Genomic DNA, 18528 nt, shown 5'->3' with positions numbered 1-18528 from the left:
AGGTCACGATGGAAATCCTCGCCACAATCTGGTTCGTCCTCATCGTCGTGCTCTGGATGGGATACCTCTTCCTCGACGGCTTCGATCTCGGTGTGGGCATGATGATGCCCTTCCTCAGTCGCAGCGAACGCAGCAAACGCGTTCTGCTCAACTCGATCGGCCCGGTCTGGGAGGGCAACGAAGTCTGGCTGATCACCGCGGCCGGAGCGATGTTCGCCGCGTTCCCGCACTGGTACGCCTCACTGTTCTCCGCGCTCTACATTCCCCTGACGATCTGCCTGCTCGCACTGATCTTGCGCGCCGTGGCCATCGAATACCGCGGCAAGGGGCACTCGCAGCGGTGGAAGTCCTTCTGGACCTGGGCCGTGGCCGTGGGCTCGGCCGGAACTGCCGTCTGCATCGGAGCGATGCTGGCGCTGACGACAATCGGGCTGCCGCTCAATGATCACGGCGATATGATCGGCGGACCCTTCGCCTGGATGTCGTGGCCGGCGCTCGTCGGCGGCCTCGGCGGGCTCGGCTTCTCCCTGGCCCACGGGCTCATCTTCCTCGGACTCAAGACCCAGGGCGAAGTCCGGGCGCGGTCGCGGCGCTGGGCCGGGAGGCTCATGCTGCCGGCGGCGGTCCCGTTCCTCATCTGGTTCGCCTCCTCGATCACTCAGCGGACCTGGCTCGTCGTTCCGGTGCTCATTGCGATTGCCGCGCTCATCGCCGCGTACTTCGCGGTGCGCGCCGGAGCCGAGAAGAGAGCGTTCATTCTGCACGGGATCTATCTCATCGCAGGACTGGCAGCGGTCTTCGCCGGTACCTTCCCGAACGTTCTGCCCTCGACGCTCGACCCGTCGAACTCGCTGACGATCGGTGCCGCCTCGTCGTCGGACTACACCCTGAACGTCATGCTCATCGTGACGATCGTGATCCTGCCGATCATCATCGCCTACCAGATCTTCAGCTACCGGATGTTTCTCGGCCGCATCGCCGAGACCCACATCCCCGAAGCGCACAAGCTGCCGGTGGCGATCCGATCGTGAACTCGCCCCTGTCGATCCTGCTCGAACTGCCGACCGGTCGGCGGGGGCTGGCACTCTCGGTGTTCTCCGCCCTGTGCCGGGCGGTGGGGATCGTCCTCATCGCCGAAGCGCTGGTGCGCGCCATCATCGGCCACAGTGCGCCCGGGGTATGGGTGGTCATCGGCGCCCTCGGCGCACTGCTGCGCGGCGGCGGTCTCTGGCTCGACCGCAGTCTGGGCACCTCCTTGGCCGCTGAATCGAAACAGGGGCTGCGTCGCTCGATCCTTTCGGGTCTGCTCCGCGGGCGGGGACGCCCGCGGACGAATGCGGCGGTCACGGTCACCCGCGGAATCGACGATCTCGATGACTACTTCACCACGGTGGTGCCGGCCCTGACTGCGGCCGCCGTGGTGCCCATCGTCCTGCTGGTGCGCATCGTCTTCAGCGACGTCCTCTCCGCGGTCATCATCACGGTATGTCTGCCGCTGGTTCCGGTGTTCATGGTGCTCATCGGCCGCTATACGGCGGAGTCGACCTCGGCGACGCTGGCGGCTCTGGAGCGGCTGTCGGATCATCTGGCCGAACTCGCCGAAGGGCTTCCCGTGCTCATCGGCCTCGGGCGTTCACGTGATCATGCGGCTCGGCTGCGGGAACTGGGGCAGCGCTACCATGCGGCGAACCTGTCGACGCTGCGCATCGCGTTCCTCTCGAGTCTGGCGCTCGAGCTCATCGCCACGATCTCGGTGGCACTCGTCGCCGTGGTCATCGGTCTGCGCCTGGTCAACGGGACGATGGACCTCGCCGACGGCCTGCTGGTCCTGCTCATCGCACCCGAATGCTTCATCCCCCTGCGGGAGCTCGGGGCCGGATACCACGCGAGTGAGAACGGTCGCGAAGCGCGGGGGAGAGCCCAGGCGCTGGTTTCACAGACTCAGCCGGCAGCCGCCGCGCCGACGGCTGCCACCGAGGCGACGGCTGCCACCGCGCCGACGGCTGCCACCGCGCCGACGGCTGCCGCCGGGGCGACGGCTGCCGCCGGGGCGACGGCTGCCGCCGGGGCGACGGCCGCCACCGAGGCGACGGCCGACCGGGGACATGCGCTCAATACTCCCGGTCGGCCGGGTGAGCAGCGCGTTCTCTATGCCGACGGCACGCTCATCACCTGGTCGGGCACCATCGACGCTCGGCCGGGCGTGACGACGATCAGCGGCCGGTCTGGGACAGGCAAGACGACTGTGCTCGGGGCGCTGGTCGGCAGCCTGCCGGCCCATGCGCACTCCACCGTCGCTCCCGTTGCCGCAGCCTATATGCCGCAGGCTCCGCGGATGTTCGCCGAGACCATCGGTGCCGAACTCGCCCTCTTCGGACTCGACGAGGACGGAGCGCGGTCGGCCCTGGCCGCCGCCGGCCTGCCCACCGATCTGCGTGTGCAGACCGCGGCACTGAGCCCCGGCCAGCAGCGCCGGCTGGCGCTGGCGCGTGTGCGGCATCGCCTCGGTGACGGGGGCGGGCTGCTCGTCCTCGACGAACCCACCGCCCACCTCGATGCCGACAATGCCGGCATCGTCATCGCCATGATCGCCGAGGCGGCCGCCACCAACCGTGTGTTCCTCGCCAGCCATGACGAACAGGTTCGTGCCCTGGCCGACACCGAGATCCGCCCGGAGAAGACGCGAATCGACGGGGCCGAGGCCGCGGACATTGCGGCTGCGGCGGAGACCGCAGCCGCGGGTCAGCACTGGAACGACGCGGCCGAGGCTCCCGCCACACGGACCAGGGACGACTCCGGTCCGAAGAGTCTGCTGGGTTCGGGCAGTGGGCAGCGGGATCGGATGCGTGCCGAGCCGCAGTCGCGAGACCGAACCGATGCCGAGTGGCAGTCGGGCACAGAAGCACGGACGGGAACCGCAGCCCGGACAGCCGCACTGCGCCGGCGTTGGTCTGTTCTCAACTCGAGTCTTCCGCTCTTCACTCCGACCATGCTGGTGGCAGCCCTGACCGCGTGCGCGTCCAGTCTCGCGGCCATCGCCTTGACCGCGGTGTCTGCATGGCTCATCGTCGAAGCCTCCTACCAGCCGCCCATCATGCTGCTCATGGTCGCCATCGTCGGCGTGCGCTTCTTCGGGCTCAGCCGGTCCGTGCTCCTCTACGCCAGCCGACTGAAGCTGCACTCGGCGATCTTCGCCGCCCTCACGCGACTGCGCACTCGACTGTGGGAGCACTTCGAGCGTGTGGGGATGAGTGATCGGCGGCTGCTCACCTCGGACTCGGCGCTGCGCGCCATTGTCGCCGACGCCGATGACGTCCGCGACCTGGTGCCCCGGACTCTGTTCCCGCCGCTCGTCTCCGTCCTGGTCGTCATGGGTGTGAGCATCACGGCGGCACTTCTCCATGTGGAGTCTCTGGTCTGGTTCGTCCTGCTGGGCGCTGTCAACCTCATCATCGTCCCGATCCTCGTGATCCGGGCAGAGAGCCGCCTGGCGCACGGAATCCGGGAGGGCCGCAGCCGGATTCTGTCCGTCCTCACCCGCGCTCTCAACGCGAAGGACGATTTGGCCACGAACCGTGTCGACACTGAGGTGATCGGCCTGTTGGCCGGTCTGGAGTCCGACCTCGAGAAGAAGCAGAAGGCGTCGGCCCGCAATTACGGCCTCGCCCAACTGTGGCTGCAACTGAGCACCTTCGCCACCGCAGTGATCCTGGCGGCAACCGCAGACGCTCCGACCGAGATCGTCGCCGTGCTTTCGCTCATGGCCCTGGGGCTGGGAGAGGTGTTCGCCTCGGCACTCGAGGCATTCCGCCAACTGCCGGGTTTGGCAGCGGCACTGGACTGCCTGCCCGATCCAGACAATGCGGAGGACCGCGAAGCCGAGGTGTCGGGACCCGACGCCGAGGAATCGGCTCCTGCCGCCGGAACGACGGTCGAAGAGAACGACGATTCGTCGCGCCATTCTGACCCCGCGGCCGAGCTCGTCGGCGTCGACGCCCTCGAATTCGATGAGATCACCGTCGGATGGGACGACCGGGCGGTCGTGACAGGGCTCGACCTGCGGGCCGAACGCGGACGCTGGACCGTGCTGTGCGGCGACAGCGGAACCGGAAAGACGACGAGCCTGAGCGTGCTCCTGCGGTTCCTCGATCCTTGGTCCGGAAGCTACCACGTCCGTGACCGGACCGGGGTCGGCCACGATATGCTCACGCGCTCACCGGCAGACCTGGTCGGCCGCATCGCCTGGTGCCCTCAGGAGGCACACGTCTTCCGGTCCACCGTGCGCGGCAATCTCGCCCTCGCGAGGCAGACGGTGCCCGGAGACGACGAGATGGTCAGCGCGCTGAGAGCGGCAGGGCTGGGCGACTGGGCCGACATCGCGGGTCTCGACCGGTGGGTCGGAGACCACGGTACGGAGATCTCCGGTGGTCAGCGCCAGCGATTGGCAGTGGCGAGAACTCTGCTGACCGGCGCCGATGTGATCGTCCTCGACGAGCCGACGGCACATTTGGACGATGAGACGGCACGGCTGCTCGTCGACGACCTGCGTGGGAACCTCCGCGATCGCACGGTCGTCATGGTCACTCACGACAGGCGCCTGATCGCGGATGGCGATGAGGTCGTCGACCTCGGCACAGTCCAACCGGGTGCGGCAGACCTCGGCACACAGGTTCCCGAGGGCGCACACTCGGCAGTCTGAGGTCAGTCCCGCTTCGACCCGAACATGATCTCGTCCCAGCTCGGGATCGAGGCTCGCGAATTCTTCTTCGACTTCGGCTTCGAGTCCTTCGCCGACGCGGAGTCCTTGAAATCATCGGAGTGATCGCTCACCCCGGGCTCATTGAGCAGCGAGAGCTGATTCTCATCGTCGAAGACACCGACCTTCTCGGTCGGCTCCTGCGGCTCCTCGGCAGGGGCAGCCGCATCCTCGAAGGCGAAGACCTCGTCATCGGCGGCGGCTTCGGGCCGACCGGGAGCAGTGTGCGCTCCCTGCGGGTGAGTCTCGGGATCCTCGGTGACCGCACGCAGACGGGTCCGCGGCTCCTCTTCGGTGTGGCGACGCTTGCGCAGGTTCTCCAGAATCCGGCCGGTCTCGGCCTGGTGATCGCGGGCCTGCTGCGACGGAGCCGAACCGGCGGTGGGGCGGACCGGTCCGTCCGCGGCGATCGACGCGGACGACCGATCGGTGCGCGGGAGGACATCGACCTCCTCGGTGTTCCTCTGTCGCTCGGCACCGCTGCCGTAGTTCGGGATCGGTCCGGTGTCGGTGGGGCCAGAATCGGCGAGCCACTTCGCCTCGTCATCGATCGGGGTCAGCGAACGGCGGTAGTAGTGCCAGCTGGCGGTGCGAACACGGTCGGCGGCAGTGAAGCTGAGCTGGATGTACCAGTTGCCGTCCTGCTGCTTCCAGGAATCCCATTCCATCGTCTCGATATCGACATCGCGCATCGCCAGACGTTCCTGGCACAGCTCGATGAGCGGAGTCGGCTCACCGTTGGGATCGTGGTCGGAATAGATGGGATGACGGCTGGCGAGGTAAGCGGTGCGTTCGCGTTCGGCCATCGCCGGACCTTCATAGGTGCGCACATATTCGAGATCGGCGCCGGTGGTGGCCACGACCTCCTCGGCGTCCATGCCGCCGCGGATCATGGCCTGGATCTCCTTCGGGCGCACGGGAGCCTCGGACTTGGACTGGGAGCGGTCCCTGCGGACCGCGGCGATGAGCGCCTCATCGAGGCCGACTCGGTACTGAAGCCCGTTCTCGTCGTTCAACAGCAGATGGGTCCCGTCTGCGTTGACTCCGTTCAAGATCAGTTCACGCATTGCCTTAAGCTCCTTTGTCGCGTCTCCTGAAGATCGTGTCACGTTCGGCGCGTCGTGCCGGGCAGATTTCCGCGCGAGTCGCGAAATCACGGGCCGAATCGACCGCCGGCAGAGAGCGACTGTGAGACCGGCCACGGATGCGGCCGGCGCAGCCCGGGCCGATCCGTCTGCACCATGAGTGAGTGCGGCTCACTCTGCGGACAGCGAGCCGAGTCGAGGCGCAGTCTGTAAGATCGAAACCGTGAATACGACTGCACCCATCGACGCCCTGGTCCTCATGTCATTCGGCGGACCGGAGGCTCCAGAAGAAGTGGTTCCATTCCTGCGCAACGTCACCGCCGGACGAGGGATTCCCGAGGAGCGGCTCGAGGAGGTGGGAGAGCACTATTTCGGTTTCGGAGGCAAATCTCCGATCAACGATCAGAACAAAGCGCTGCTGGCCGCGCTGCGCGACGAACTCGATCGTCGCGGGATCGAGACTCCGCTGATCTGGGGCAACCGCAACTGGGACCCCTATCTCACCGATGAGGTCCGCACCCTGGCGGAGGACGGTGCCACACGGTTCCTCTCGATCGACACCTCCGCCTACTCGTCCTACTCGTCGTGCCGCCAATACCGTGAGGACTTCGCGAAGACGATCGACACACTCAAGGACGAAGGCTTCACCGTCGCGATCGACAAGATCCGACAGTACTACAACCACCCCGGCTACGCCGACGCCTGTGCGGACTGTCTGAACGAAGGCCTCACCGACTTCCGGAGCAGGGTCGGACAGATGGACTCGGCCAAGCACCGGATCCTCTTCGTCACCCACTCGATCCCCAACGTCATGCAGGACGCCTCCGAGGCGACGACCAACGGCTACCGTGCCCAGCACGAGGAGCTCATCGACCATCTCATGGGGCGCATCGATGAGGCCGACCGCGTTCCGGCCGAACTCGTGTACTGCTCGCGTTCCGGCTCGCCCGAGGTGCCGTGGCTCGAACCCGATGTCAACGACCGGATGACCGAACTCGCCGAGGAGGGGGTGACCGGTGTCGTGCTCGTGCCCATCGGCTTCATCTCCGATCATATGGAGGTCGCCTTCGACCTCGACACCGAGGCGAAGGAGACCGCAGCAGAGCTCGGCCTCGACTTCACCCGGGTGGCGACTGTGGGCACCCACGACGCGTTCGTCAAGGGCCTCGTCGATCTCGTGGAGGAGCGGGTCGCTCAGCTGCGTGGAGACGACATCGACGCTCCTGCCCTGCCCGGGACGAAGGCCCTGGTGCCCGGCAGCGGAGCGTGCAGCATCGATTGTTGCCGGGGCCGCATCGAGCGGGCGACCCATCCGAACTGGGCCGTGGCGAACTGAGTCCGAGAAACGAAAGAACCCTCCCTCACCGCAGCGGTGAGGGAGGGTTCTTTCTCTCGGTGTTCTCTCAGTTGTCGTCGGGGGCCGGGATGACCGGCAAGGCACCTGTCTCGGCCTGGATCACCTCGGCGATAGGGCCGGTGTCGACATCGTTGCGACCGGCGAGTTCCATGAGGTTCTGCAGGTCGTCGATGAGATTTTCGACGAGGAAGTCGTCACCGGCAGACCGGGCCTCGTGAATGCGATGACGGACATCATCGATTCGGGTGTCGAGCTGATCAGCGAATTCACTCATTGTGGATCCGTCCTTCCTCGGGCCGCCTCCACAGGGGACGAGCCCGGTAATCTACCGACAGGCAGTGCTGTCGGTGCTGTCCATCACAAGCATTCTTGCAGAGCTCTTCGTGAACTCTATGTGTGCTCTGTCCATGCAGACAAGCTGGTGACGAGAATCACCGTATCGGGTCTTCATTCCATCTTGCCAACGGCAAGCATACAGTGCACAATGCTGGGGACACATCTCGGAAGAGGAGAAAAGTTCCTCTTCGGCACCCCCTTCGGACAGAGAGCGATGAGGCCATATGGCAACAGACTACGACGCACCTCGCAAGCAAGACGATGAGATCAAAAGCGATTCGATCGAGCAGCTCAAGGCCCAGCGTTCCCAGGATCAGGCGAGCAAGATCGACGAAGACGAGACTGCGGTAGCCGAAGGCTTCGAACTCCCGGGTGCGGACCTGTCGAACGAAGAGCTCTCCGTTCGGGTTCTGCCCAAGCAGAACGATGAGTTCACCTGCATGGAGTGCTTCTTGGTCCGCCATCGTTCGCAGCTTGCGACGGAAGAGGGCGGGATCCCCATCTGCACGGACTGTGCAGGCTGAATCGCTTCTCTTCGCGAAATCCCGAAAACGGACCGCACCCTCGAAAGGGCTGCGGTCCGCTTTTATCCTCCAATTGCTACCTGACGGCGGCGCAGCAACCTCGCGCGAGGTTGCTGCGCCGCCGTCAGGTAGCAATAAGGGGAGGGGTTAGGGGGTGAGGGCGGATGCGAGTTCGTGGGGGCGGCGTGATGAGACGAGCCAGTACGGGGTGGGGTCCGTATCATCGTCGAGATCGATGCGGACGACGGATTTCGCCCACGGGCGGATCTTGAGGAAAGCGCGCGCATCGAGATCGACACCGCGGGCCCGGCGGGCCTCCTCGCCGTCGAAGGCGACCGCGCCCGGAACGAACCTGCGGTCGATATGCGCTTCGCCCACGAACAGCTGACGTTCGGTGACGATGATCGAGACCGTCAGCGAGTTGAGCCACCAGGCGAAGAGGACGAAGCTGACGACGGGAAGGACGACGGTGCCGAGCTGCCAGACGGGCATGACCATGAGCGCCGTAGATAGAGCGGCCACCACGACGAGGATCCACATGCCGATCGAGGGACGGACCTTCTCCTGAAAGACCACATGGGTTCCGGATTGAGTTGCTGCCATGGGGCCATTGTCCCATAGCGAGAAGATTGGCCACGCTCAGGCTGGAGCGTTAGAGTGCTTCTTTGTGACGGAAACCGTGAAGATCAACCTCCAGCTCCTCGACGCGGGCATGAGCGCACCCACCTACGCGCATGCGGGCGATGCCGGGGCGGACCTGCGTTCGACGATCGACTTCGTCCTCGAACCCTTCGAGCGTCGTGTTGTGCCGACCGGAATCGCGATCGCCCTGCCGGAGGGCTATGCGGCCTTCGTCCACCCGCGTTCGGGGCTGTCGAGCAAGCACGGGGTCACCGTCGTCAACGCTCCTGGCACCATCGACGCCGGATATCGCGGCGAGATCAGGGTGCCGCTGATCAACCTCGATGCGAAGACCCCGCTGCGCGTCGTCCGCGGCGACCGCATCGCCCAACTCGTGATCCAATCGATCGCCCACGCCGACTTCGACATCGTCGAATCCCTTGATGACAGCGCCCGCGGCGCCGGGGGATTCGGATCCACCGGCGGAATCGACGCCGGCCTCAGCGAAAAGGAGAAGTGAGGACTCATGGGACTGTTCTCCCGGTTCAAGAAATCCACACCGACGACCGATGACGACGTCCGCACCGACGACGAACTCACCGACGACGATGAGCTCGACGCCCAGGATGCAGACACCGACACCGAGGCTGCCGAACGCGCAGACGATGACGTCGATATCGACGCGGCCGAGTCCGATGACGAGGCGACCGAGTCCGACGACATCGACGAGGAAGAGGCGCCGCTGGAGAAGTCAGCGCCCTTCGACCGGTCCGACAAGGGCCCGTTCGACATCTCCGAGGAGTATCCCGAACACGACCGCCTCGACCTCGGCGCACTCAAGGTGCCCGTCGTCGACGGAATGCAGGTGCGCCTGGACACGGACGACGATTCCCAGCGCGTGCTGGCAGTGACCCTCATCCACGACGGCGGAGGCATCCAGCTGCAGGCGTTCGCGACCCCACGGTCCGAAGGCCTGTGGAACACGGTGCGCAGCCAGCTCGCCGAATCCGTGACCAAACAGGGCGGGGAATCGACCGAGTTGCACACCTCCCTCGGCAAGGAACTGGCCATCGAAGTTCCGGCGAAGACGGAATCCGGCCGTCCCGGCAAACGCGCCATGCGCTTCGCCGGCATCGACGGACCACGCTGGTTCGTCCGCGCCGTGTTCTCCGGCAAGGCCGTGACCGATGACGAGGTGCGCGCCGAACTCTCCGCACTCTTCCGCGGAGTCGTTGTCGACCGCGGTCAGGAGGCCATGGCTCCGCGCGAACTCATCGCCCTGACCGCCCCGCAGGTCGACCAGAGCAAGACGGAGGAGAAGGACGAGGACGAGCTCAACCCCTTCGAACGCGGGCCCGAGATCACAGAGGTCCGCTGAGCGGCGATGCGGAACCTCATTCCCCGGCTCGTGCGTGAGTTCGGATCCCGTGAGGCCGAGGCACGGGCCGATCTGCGTCTGGTCAGTCAGATTCCCGGGGTCATCCCGGTCGAAGAGCTAGAGGCGCGAAAGACCTCACGCATCGCGGGAGTCGTCTCGGCGACGACCCAGTCGTGCAGCGCCGACAGCCCCAGGCTCGATGTCACCGTGGCCGACGGCACCGGCGAAGCCCGCGCCCAATTCCTCGGACGTCGGGAGATCAGCGGCATCCGTCCCGGATCCCTCATCGTCTTGGAAGGACGATTCTGCGGCAAGGACGGAGTGCTCACCGCACACAATCCCGTCTACGAACTCCTGCAGACGCGCGACGACTCCGAGGACTGACCGGTCCTCAGACACCGGTCAGTCTCCACCGCCGAGTTGCCGAGAGCTGCCGAGTCGTTCCGCACGCCCGCCGATGACTGAGCCGCCTCAGCCCTCGGCGTTTCCGTCGGCCGTCGCGGTCTCCTGCAGCAGTGCGAGCAGCGCCGGCTCCTGATCGGGGGAGGAGAGGAAGAACAGCTCGTCTCCGGCTTCGATGACGTCATCGGCGCTCGGGGCGAACGCCCGCGAATTGCGGATGATCGCCACCAGCACAGTATCGAGCGGGAAGGTGATCCCGCCGACGCGCTCGGCCACGAGCTCGGCATTCTCGTGCACGGTGAACTCGAGCAGCCCTGCCTGACCGCGTTCGAAGCTCATGAGGTGGACCAGACCGCCGACCTCCACGGCTTCCTCCACGAGCGCGGTCATCAGGCGCGGAGTCGACACCGCGACGTCGACGCCCCAGTTATCGTCGAAGAGCCATTCGTTCTTCGGGTTGTTCACGCGCGAGACGGTCCGCGGCACCCCGAATTCGGTCTTCGCCAGCAGCGAGAGCACGAGATTGGTCTTGTCGTCGCCCGTCGCGGCCACGACGACATCGGCCTCCTCCAGCCCAGCCTCGGCGAGACCGGCGAGCTCACACGCATCGGAGAGCAGCCATTCGGCGCCCGGAATGCGCTCATGACCCAGCGCCTCCTTGCTCTGATCGATGAGGAGGACCGTATGGTCCTTGTCCAGCAGCTCCCGGGCTACCGAGCGTCCGACGGAACCGGCACCGGCGATGATGACTCTCATTCTTCTTCCTCCACGGTTCGCACGGGCTGATCGAGGATCCGTTCGATCTCGCCGAGGCGGTCGACCGGAGCCATGAGATGAACGAGATCCCCGTCCTGGAGGAGCAGATCATCATGGGCGACGATGCCCTCTGACAGGCGGGTGACATAGGCGACCCGCGCCTTGGTCCGTGCTTCGATCTCCTTGATCGGCCGCGCCACCCACCCCGGATCCAGATGCACCTCCGCCAGGACGAGTCTGCCCGAGGGCTCACGGTATTTGGTGATCGAGCCCTGCGGGACGAGCTTGCGCATCACCTGCTCGGCCGTCCACCGCACGGTGGGCACGGTGGGGATGCCGAGCCGTTCGAAGACCTGCGCCCGGTTCGGATCGTAGATGCGCGCGGCGACATTGCTCACGCCGAAGGTTTCGCGAGCGACACGCGCGGCGAGGATATTCGAATTGTCACCGCTCGAGACGGCGGCGAAGGCGAAGGCCTCGGCGGTCTTCGCCTGGGACAGGGTCTCCCGGTCGAATCCGACCCCAGTGATCGTCGAGCCGCTGAAATCCCGACCGAGCTTGAGGAACGAGTCGGGATTCCGGTCGACGACTGCGACGGAGTGCCCATTCGCGTCAAGGGTCTTGGCCAGGGACGCCCCGACTCGGCCGCAGCCCATAATCACGAAGTGCATGGGTAATCCTTCCCGCAGTGATCTACCATTGGTTGCCGTGGCCAGCAGTTTTTCTGATGCCGTCAAAAGACTACTCGTTGGACGGCCCTTCCGCAGTGAGGACAGGCGTGCGCCTGCGCTGAAGAAGCGCATCGCGATGCCCGTCTTCGCCTCCGACATGCTCTCATCGGTGGCCTATGCGCCCGATGAGATCCTGCTGGCACTGTCACTGACCTCACTCGTGGCCCTGACCGTGGCCCCCTGGATCGGTGTGGCCGTCGGCATCGTCATCCTCGTGATCGTCGCCTGCTACCGCATCAACGTGCGTGCCTATCCCTCCGGCGGGGGCGACTACGAGGTGGCCTCGAAGAATCTCGGCTCCGGGGCCGGTCTCGTGGTGGCCGCGGCTCTCCTCGTCGACTACGTGCTCACCCTGGCTGTGTCGATGACGGTCTTCGCCGCCTATATCACCACTGCCTTCCCGATGCTCGCGCCCTACCGTGTGCCCGTGGCCATCGTCGGCATCCTGCTCATCTGCTTCGCCGGTCTGCGCGGCTCACGAGCCACTCCGATGCTGCTGGCCGTGCCGACCTACCTGTTCCTGGGCGCGGTGTTCCTGACGATGTCGGTCGGTCTCATCCGGGTCGGACTCGGCGACACCCCACACGCCGAGACCGCGGACTACACGGTCGTGCACAGCAATATCGGCGATCAGGCGACTCTCGGCCTGGCCACCGTCCTCATCGTCCTCCGCGCCTTCTCCTCCGGAGCAGTCGCCCTGGCCGGAGTGCAGACCGTGGCCACAGCGGTACCGGCATTCAAGAAGCCGCGCGGCAAGAATGCCGGCAACACCCTGCTGCTGTCGGGACTGCTCGCGGCTCTCATGCTCACTGGGCTGACCTATCTGGCATCGGTCACCGGCATCAAATACGTCGACGACCCGCATATCTACCTCGTCCGCGCAGACGGCAGCCCGGTCAGCGCCGAATACGAACAGGAACCCGTCCTCGCGCAGCTCGCACACGCGATCTTCGACAACGCGCCGGCGATGTTCTTCATCGTCGTGCTCATCACCGCGCTCGTGCTCATCGCTGCGGCGAACACCGCAGTCGAGGGCTTCCCCGGACTGGCCTCCCGACTGGCCCGCGACGAATTCCTGCCGCGGCAGCTGGCGACGAAGGGCGACCGCCTCACCTTCTCCAACGGCATCCTGCTGCTGGCCGCAGCCGCGATCGTCCTCGTCATCGCCACTTCCGCCTCGGCGACGGTGCTCATCCAGCTCTACCTCGTCGGAGTCTTCGTCAGCTTCGTCCTCGGCCAAGCGGGAATGGTCCTGCACTGGCGCAAACGCCTGCGCCTGGTCATCGACTCGAAGACCCGGATGCGGATGCATGTCAACCGGGTCGTCAACGCCGTCGGCTGTGTGCTCGCCGCCGGTGTCCTCATCGTCGTCATCGTCTCGAAGTTCCTCGCCGGAGCCTGGCTGGCCGTCGCCGCCATGGCCGGGCTCTACCTCGTCATGGGGGCCATCCACCGTCACTATTCGCGAGTGGCCCGCGAGCTCGCCCCCGATGCGGATGTGAACTCACGGACGATCCCGTCGAACACCCACGCCATCGTCGTCGTCAGCGAAATCGACAAACCGACGATGCGGGCCCTGTCCTACGCGCGAGTGACCCGGTCGAGCCAGCTCGAAGCCGTCACCGTGGCCGTGGACGAAGAGGCCGCGGCCGGTCTGCAGAAGAGGTGGAACGAGATGGAGCTGCCGGTGCCGCTGACCGTGCTCGGCTCGCCGTACCGCGAACTCGTCCGCCCGATGCTCGCCCATATCCTCGCCATCCGCCGCAGATCGCCCAGAGACCTCGTCATCGTCTACATCCCGCAGTTCGTCGTCGGCCGCTGGTGGGAGCACATCCTGCACAACCAGGTGGCTCTCAAACTGCGCACCCGACTGCTGCTGGTGCCCAACGTCGTCGTGGTCTCCGTGCCCTGGCGATTGAAATCCTTCTCCCGACAGTACGGCGGAGACGGCCCCGACGCCGACACCCAGCTGTACAGACAGGCATAGAACACGCATGAGCGACACCTCGGTTCCCGCCCGGGAACTCACCCTCGACATCGAGGCACCGGCGGCCGGCGGCGCCACCATCGCCCGACACGACGGCCAGGTCGTCTTCGTCACCGGAGCCCTGCCCGGTGAGAAGGTCCGAGTCCGCACCGAGGCGGGACCGCCCGCCCGATTCCTCCGCGCGACCGTCACCGAGGTGGTCGAGGCCTCTGCCCATCGCGTGCCCGACCGTCGCCTCGACTATGTCTCCACCGGACCGGCCGACGGCTCCGGTGCGGGATCCGCTGGCGGCAACGGTGGACGGCCCGTGCCGGGGCCGGCCGGATTCGGCGGCATGGAATTCGCCCATGTCGACCTCGCCCACTCCCGCACTCTCAAAGCCGAGGTGCTTCGTGACCAGCTCAAGCGCATCGGCCACATCGACGCCGACCCCGAGGTGCTGCCCGCGCCGGGCGAGACCGACGGCACCGACTGGCGCACACGTGTGCAGCTGGCCGTCGACGATGCCGGCCGGGCCGGAATGCTCGCCCCCAGATCCCACGAGGTCATCCCCGTGACCACGCCGCCCCTGGCCGCCGGGCCCCTGCACGAGCTCGACATCGCGGGGCTGCGTGCGCCGGGGGTGCGCCGGCTCGAATTCGCGTGGGCCGGTGACCGCGGTGCGCTCATCGTCCGCGGTCGGCCCACCGCGCAGGTCCTCGACGCAATCGAAGCCTGGTTGCCGACCTCCTTCTCACTCCTCGCCGAGGCACCCGAACCGGAGAACGGCCGTGGCCGTGGCCGCGGTGGCCGTCCCCGTGGGCGCAGGCGCGCCCACGCGTCTGCGCGTCCGCTGCGAGTCCTCCGCGGTGAGCCCACCCTGACCGAAACGGTCGACGGTCGTGACTTCGCCGTCGGCGCAGACGGCTTCTGGCAGGTCCACCGGAGCGCGGCCGCACTGCTCAGCTCGGAGGTCGTCACAGCACTGCCTGCCGATGTCGATGCGATCACCGACCTCTACTGCGGGGTCGGACTCCTCGGCATTGCTGCGGCCCGGGCCACCGGTGCACCCCTGTTCGGGGTCGAAGGGGTGGCCGCGGCCATCGCGCATGCGCGCGAGAACGCCGCCGATCTCGAGGCCCGCTTCCTCGCGCTCGGCGTCGACCGGGCCCGACTGCCCGATTCGGACGTGATCATCCTCGACCCGCCGCGGGCGGGCGCCGGGAGGAAGGTCGCCTCGGCGATCATCGAATCCTCCGCCCGCACCGTCGTCTACGTCTCCTGCGACCCGGCCACGCTGGCCAGGGATCTCGCGGCTCTCACGGATGGGGGATTCGCGATCGAGAGTCTCACCGGATTCGACCTCTTCCCGCTGACCGCGCACCTGGAGACCGTCACAGTCCTCAGGCGGTGACCGGGCGGCGATCTCAGGCGGTGACCGGGCGGCGGGGGAGGAGGACGAGCGCAATGAGGGCGATGAACGTCGTGAGGAAGCCCCACAGCCCCTACCAGCCGCCCGACCGGCCCTTCTCCTTCGCGAACGAGCTGCAGACGACGGCGAAGATGATGCCGACGAGCAGTGCGCCGAAACCGAATCCGGCGCCTAGGGTGAACGGGTCCATGAGAACTCCTCGGTGGTGACACGCTGGTGCGATGCGTTCGACTGTGCGTCTCACGCTAGGCCGTCAGGCCCGGCCGCGGCCCTGGTGATGCCCGCACGAGGACGTGCGGAAAACCCGATCGACGGGCGCCGTTCGTCCGTGTGCCATGGTGGTCAAAGCCCCTCAAATACGATAGAATTTATCTTGACGTCAAGATACTTTTGGAAACATATGTGTCGCGTAAATCGGTGCGCGATGCAAGGGTGCGACCGTCGAGTCGGACGGGCCCGGTTTCGTGGATGAGTATCGGATGAAACAGGAGAATCACGATGAGCAACGTCGATACGTTCAAATCGAAGAGCACCCTGACCGTCGGCGATAAGGATTATGAGATCTATCGCCTGGATCAGGTCAAAGGGTCGGAGAAGCTTCCCTTCAGCCTCAAGGTGCTGTTGGAGAACCTGCTGCGCACGGAAGACGGCGCCAACATCACTTCGGAACATATTGAAGCCCTCGGCAGCTGGGACCCCAATGCCGAACCGGATACGGAGATCCAGTTCACTCCGGCCCGCGTGGTGATGCAGGACTTCACCGGCGTGCCCTGCATCGTCGACCTCGCCACCATGCGTGAGAAGGTCGTCGAGCTCGGCGGCAGCCCGGACCAGGTCAACCCGCTGGCTCCGGCCGAGCTGGTCATCGACCACTCGGTGCAGATCGACCGCTTCGGCACCGCCGACGCCGTCGAACTCAACATGGACATCGAATACCAGCGCAACGGTGAGCGCTACCAGTTCCTGCGCTGGGGCCAGACCGCATTCGAAGACTTCAAGGTCGTGCCTCCGGGCATGGGCATCGTCCACCAGGTCAACATCGAGCACCTGGCTCGCGTGGTCATGCCGCGCGAGGTCGACGGAGTCCTCCGGGCCTACCCGGACACCCTTGTCGGCACCGACTCGCACACCACGATGGTCAACGGCCTCGGTGTGCTCGGTTGGGGCGTCGGCGGCATCGAGGCAGAGGCCGCCATGCTCGGCCAGCCCGTGTCGATGCTCATCCCGCGCGTCGTCGGCTTCAAGCTCACCGGTGAGATCCCCTCCGGTGTCACGGCCACGGATGTTGTGCTCACGATCACCGATATGCTCCGTCAGCACGGCGCCGTCGGCAAGTTCGTCGAGTTCTACGGCAAGGGCGTCGCCGAGGTGCCGCTGGCCAACCGTGCGACCATCGGCAACATGAGCCCCGAGTTCGGTTCGACCGCCGCGATCTTCCCGATCGACGAAGTCACCATCGACTACCTCAAGCTCACCGGCCGCTCGGACGAGCAGATCCAGCTCGTCGAGGACTACGCCAAGACGCAGGGACTCTGGCACGATCCGGACAACGAAGTCGAGTACTCCGAGTACCTCGAACTCGACCTGTCCACCGTGGTGCCCTCGATCTCCGGACCGAAGCGCCCGCAGGACCGCATCGAGCTCTCCGACGCCAAGAACCAGTTCGCCAAGGACATCCACAACTACGCCGCTCCCGGCGAGGAGTCGAAGTCCGTGGACGTCAGCACCGCCGACGGACGCAACTTCGAGCTGGCCAACGGTGCTGTGGCGATCGCCTCGATCACCTCCTGCACCAACACCTCGAACCCCTCGGTGATGATGGCCGCCGGCCTGCTGGCACGCAACGCCCGCAAGCGCGGACTCAACTCGAAGCCGTGGGTCAAGACATCGATCGCACCGGGCTCGAAGGTCGTCACCGAGTACTACAACAAGGCCGGCCTCATCGAGGACCTCGAAGCGCTGAACTTCTACATCGTCGGCTACGGCTGCACCACCTGCATCGGCAACTCCGGTCCGCTGGACGCGGAGATCTCCGACAGCATCCAGGACAACGACCTCTCGGTCACCGCAGTCCTGTCGGGCAACCGCAACTTCGAGGGCCGCATCAGCCCGGACGTGAAGATGAACTACCTCGCTTCGCCTCCGCTGGTCATCGCCTACGCCCTGGCCGGAACCATGGACTTCGACTTCGAGAACCAGCCGCTGGGCAAGGACGCGCAAGGCGTCGACGTCTACCTGGCCGACCTGTGGCCCACGCCCGACGAGGTCGAGTCCGTCATCGCCGATTCGATCTCGACGGACATGTTCGACAACGAATACGGTCGCATCTTCGACGGTGACGAGCGCTGGCAGCAGCTCGACACCCCCGAAGGCAAGGTCTTCGAGTGGGACGACGAGTCGACCTACGTGCGCAAGCCCACCTTCTTCGACGGCATGGGTCTCAAGCCCGAAGCCGTCAAGGACATCAAGGGCGCCCGCGTGCTCGCGAAGCTCGGCGACTCGGTGACCACCGACCACATCTCGCCCGCAGGTTCCTTCAAGGCCGACACCCCGGCCGGCAAGTACCTCGTCGAGCACGGCGTCGAGCGCAAGGACTTCAACTCCTACGGCTCGCGTCGCGGCAACCACGAAGTGATGATCCGCGGAACGTTCGCGAACATCCGTCTGCAGAACCAGCTCCTCGACGGAGTCCAGGGTGGTTTCACCCGCGACTTCTCCCAGGAGGGCGGACCGCAGACGACGATCTACGACGCCTCCGTGAACTACCAGGCCGCCGGCACCCCGCTGGTCGTCCTCGGTGGCAAGGAGTACGGCTCGGGATCCTCACGTGACTGGGCCGCCAAGGGCACGAAGCTGCTCGGCGTCGAGGCCGTCATCACCGAGAGCTTCGAGCGCATCCACCGCTCGAACCTCATCGGCATGGGTGTTCTGCCGCTGCAGTTCCCCGCCGGCGAATCCGCTGATTCGCTCGGACTCGACGGCACCGAGACCTTCTGCATCGAAGGCGTCACGGAGCTCAACGAGGGCACGACCCCGGCGACCGTCAAGGTCACCGCCGAGAAGGAAGACGGCACCAAGGTCGAATTCGACGCCGTCGTCCGCATCGACACCCCGGGCGAAGCCGACTACTACCGCAACGGCGGCATCCTGCAGTACGTTCTGCGTCAGCTCGCAGAAGCCTGAT

15 protein-coding genes are annotated in these 18528 nt (G+C 66.0%); 10 read left to right on the top strand and 5 right to left on the bottom strand.

Going from position 1 to position 18528, the window contains the following annotated elements:
- The first annotated feature begins 8 nt into the window (after window positions 1–8).
- Both cydB and cydC read left to right on the top strand, forming a co-directional pair.
- Entirely contained in the window at window positions 9–1031 is a 1023-nt protein-coding gene (gene cydB, locus CXR29_RS10175) for a cytochrome d ubiquinol oxidase subunit II (protein WP_101593338.1), read from the top strand.
- A complete protein-coding gene (gene cydC / locus CXR29_RS10170; RefSeq protein ID WP_127364461.1) occupies window positions 1028–4699 on the top strand; it encodes a thiol reductant ABC exporter subunit CydC in 3672 nt (1223 codons plus the stop codon). The genes cydB and cydC overlap by 4 nt, the downstream gene beginning before the upstream one ends.
- A 2-nt stretch (window positions 4700–4701) precedes the next feature.
- Here the strand turns inward: cydC and sepH are convergent, their stop codons facing one another.
- Complete coding sequence (sepH, locus tag CXR29_RS10165) at window positions 4702–5823, bottom strand: septation protein SepH (RefSeq protein WP_051504960.1); 1122 nt, start codon at window positions 5821–5823, stop codon at window positions 4702–4704.
- 241 nt (window positions 5824–6064) lie between these two features.
- On the opposite strand from sepH, the gene CXR29_RS10160 reads away from it, so the two are divergent.
- Window positions 6065–7177, top strand: coding sequence for a ferrochelatase (locus CXR29_RS10160; RefSeq protein WP_101553382.1), 1113 nt, complete (start codon window positions 6065–6067; stop codon window positions 7175–7177).
- 67 nt (window positions 7178–7244) lie between these two features.
- Here CXR29_RS10160 and CXR29_RS10155 read toward each other — a convergent pair whose 3' ends face one another.
- A complete protein-coding gene (locus CXR29_RS10155) occupies window positions 7245–7472 on the bottom strand; it encodes a hypothetical protein (protein WP_025779696.1) in 228 nt (75 codons plus the stop codon).
- Between the two features lie 286 nt (window positions 7473–7758).
- On the opposite strand from CXR29_RS10155, the gene CXR29_RS10150 reads away from it, so the two are divergent.
- Window positions 7759–8058 (top strand): DUF4193 domain-containing protein, encoded by a 300-nt coding sequence (locus tag CXR29_RS10150; RefSeq protein ID WP_025779694.1) that lies wholly within the window; start codon window positions 7759–7761, stop codon window positions 8056–8058.
- Window positions 8059–8205: 147 nt separating this feature from the next.
- Here the strand turns inward: CXR29_RS10150 and CXR29_RS10145 are convergent, their stop codons facing one another.
- Window positions 8206–8661 carry a DUF3093 family protein gene (locus CXR29_RS10145; protein WP_127364460.1) on the bottom strand — a complete coding sequence of 152 codons (456 nt, stop codon included), beginning with the start codon at window positions 8659–8661 and terminating at the stop codon, window positions 8206–8208.
- 64 nt (window positions 8662–8725) lie between these two features.
- Here CXR29_RS10145 and dut point away from each other — a divergent pair, with 64 nt between their 5' ends.
- Genes dut through CXR29_RS10130 form a run of 3 tightly spaced genes read left to right on the top strand, consistent with a single transcriptional unit; the run spans window position 8726 to window position 10441 of the window.
- Window positions 8726–9199: a dUTP diphosphatase gene (gene dut, locus CXR29_RS10140; protein ID WP_231488757.1), complete on the top strand. Its 474-nt coding sequence runs from the start codon at window positions 8726–8728 to the stop codon at window positions 9197–9199.
- Between the two features lie 6 nt (window positions 9200–9205).
- Window positions 9206–10057, top strand: coding sequence for a DUF3710 domain-containing protein (locus CXR29_RS10135; protein ID WP_127364459.1), 852 nt, complete (start codon window positions 9206–9208; stop codon window positions 10055–10057).
- Between the two features lie 6 nt (window positions 10058–10063).
- Window positions 10064–10441 carry an OB-fold nucleic acid binding domain-containing protein gene (locus CXR29_RS10130; RefSeq protein ID WP_025780737.1) on the top strand — a complete coding sequence of 126 codons (378 nt, stop codon included), beginning with the start codon at window positions 10064–10066 and terminating at the stop codon, window positions 10439–10441.
- 87 nt (window positions 10442–10528) lie between these two features.
- Here CXR29_RS10130 and CXR29_RS10125 read toward each other — a convergent pair whose 3' ends face one another.
- Window positions 10529–11215: a potassium channel family protein gene (locus tag CXR29_RS10125; protein ID WP_101553386.1), complete on the bottom strand. Its 687-nt coding sequence runs from the start codon at window positions 11213–11215 to the stop codon at window positions 10529–10531.
- Window positions 11212–11886, bottom strand: a complete 675-nt coding sequence (locus CXR29_RS10120; protein WP_127364458.1) for a potassium channel family protein — start codon at window positions 11884–11886, stop codon at window positions 11212–11214. The genes CXR29_RS10125 and CXR29_RS10120 overlap by 4 nt, the downstream gene beginning before the upstream one ends.
- Before the next feature lie 136 nt (window positions 11887–12022).
- Between CXR29_RS10120 and CXR29_RS10115 the strand changes: the two genes are divergently transcribed.
- The 3 genes from CXR29_RS10115 to acnA all read left to right on the top strand — a co-directional run bounded on the left by CXR29_RS10115 (window position 12023) and on the right by acnA (window position 18527).
- Window positions 12023–13933, top strand: a complete 1911-nt coding sequence (locus CXR29_RS10115) for an APC family permease (RefSeq protein WP_025780732.1) — start codon at window positions 12023–12025, stop codon at window positions 13931–13933.
- 7 nt (window positions 13934–13940) lie between these two features.
- Window positions 13941–15326 (top strand): class I SAM-dependent RNA methyltransferase, encoded by a 1386-nt coding sequence (locus tag CXR29_RS10110; protein WP_127364457.1) that lies wholly within the window; start codon window positions 13941–13943, stop codon window positions 15324–15326.
- A 516-nt stretch (window positions 15327–15842) separates the two neighbouring features.
- A complete protein-coding gene (gene acnA, locus CXR29_RS10100; protein ID WP_127364456.1) occupies window positions 15843–18527 on the top strand; it encodes an aconitate hydratase AcnA in 2685 nt (894 codons plus the stop codon).
- The last annotated feature ends 1 nt before the right edge of the window (window position 18528 follow it).

Source organism: Brevibacterium linens, from assembly GCF_003999335.1.
GTDB lineage: Bacteria > Actinomycetota > Actinomycetes > Actinomycetales > Brevibacteriaceae > Brevibacterium > Brevibacterium linens.
This window is presented reverse-complemented; position numbering and strand designations above follow the sequence as displayed.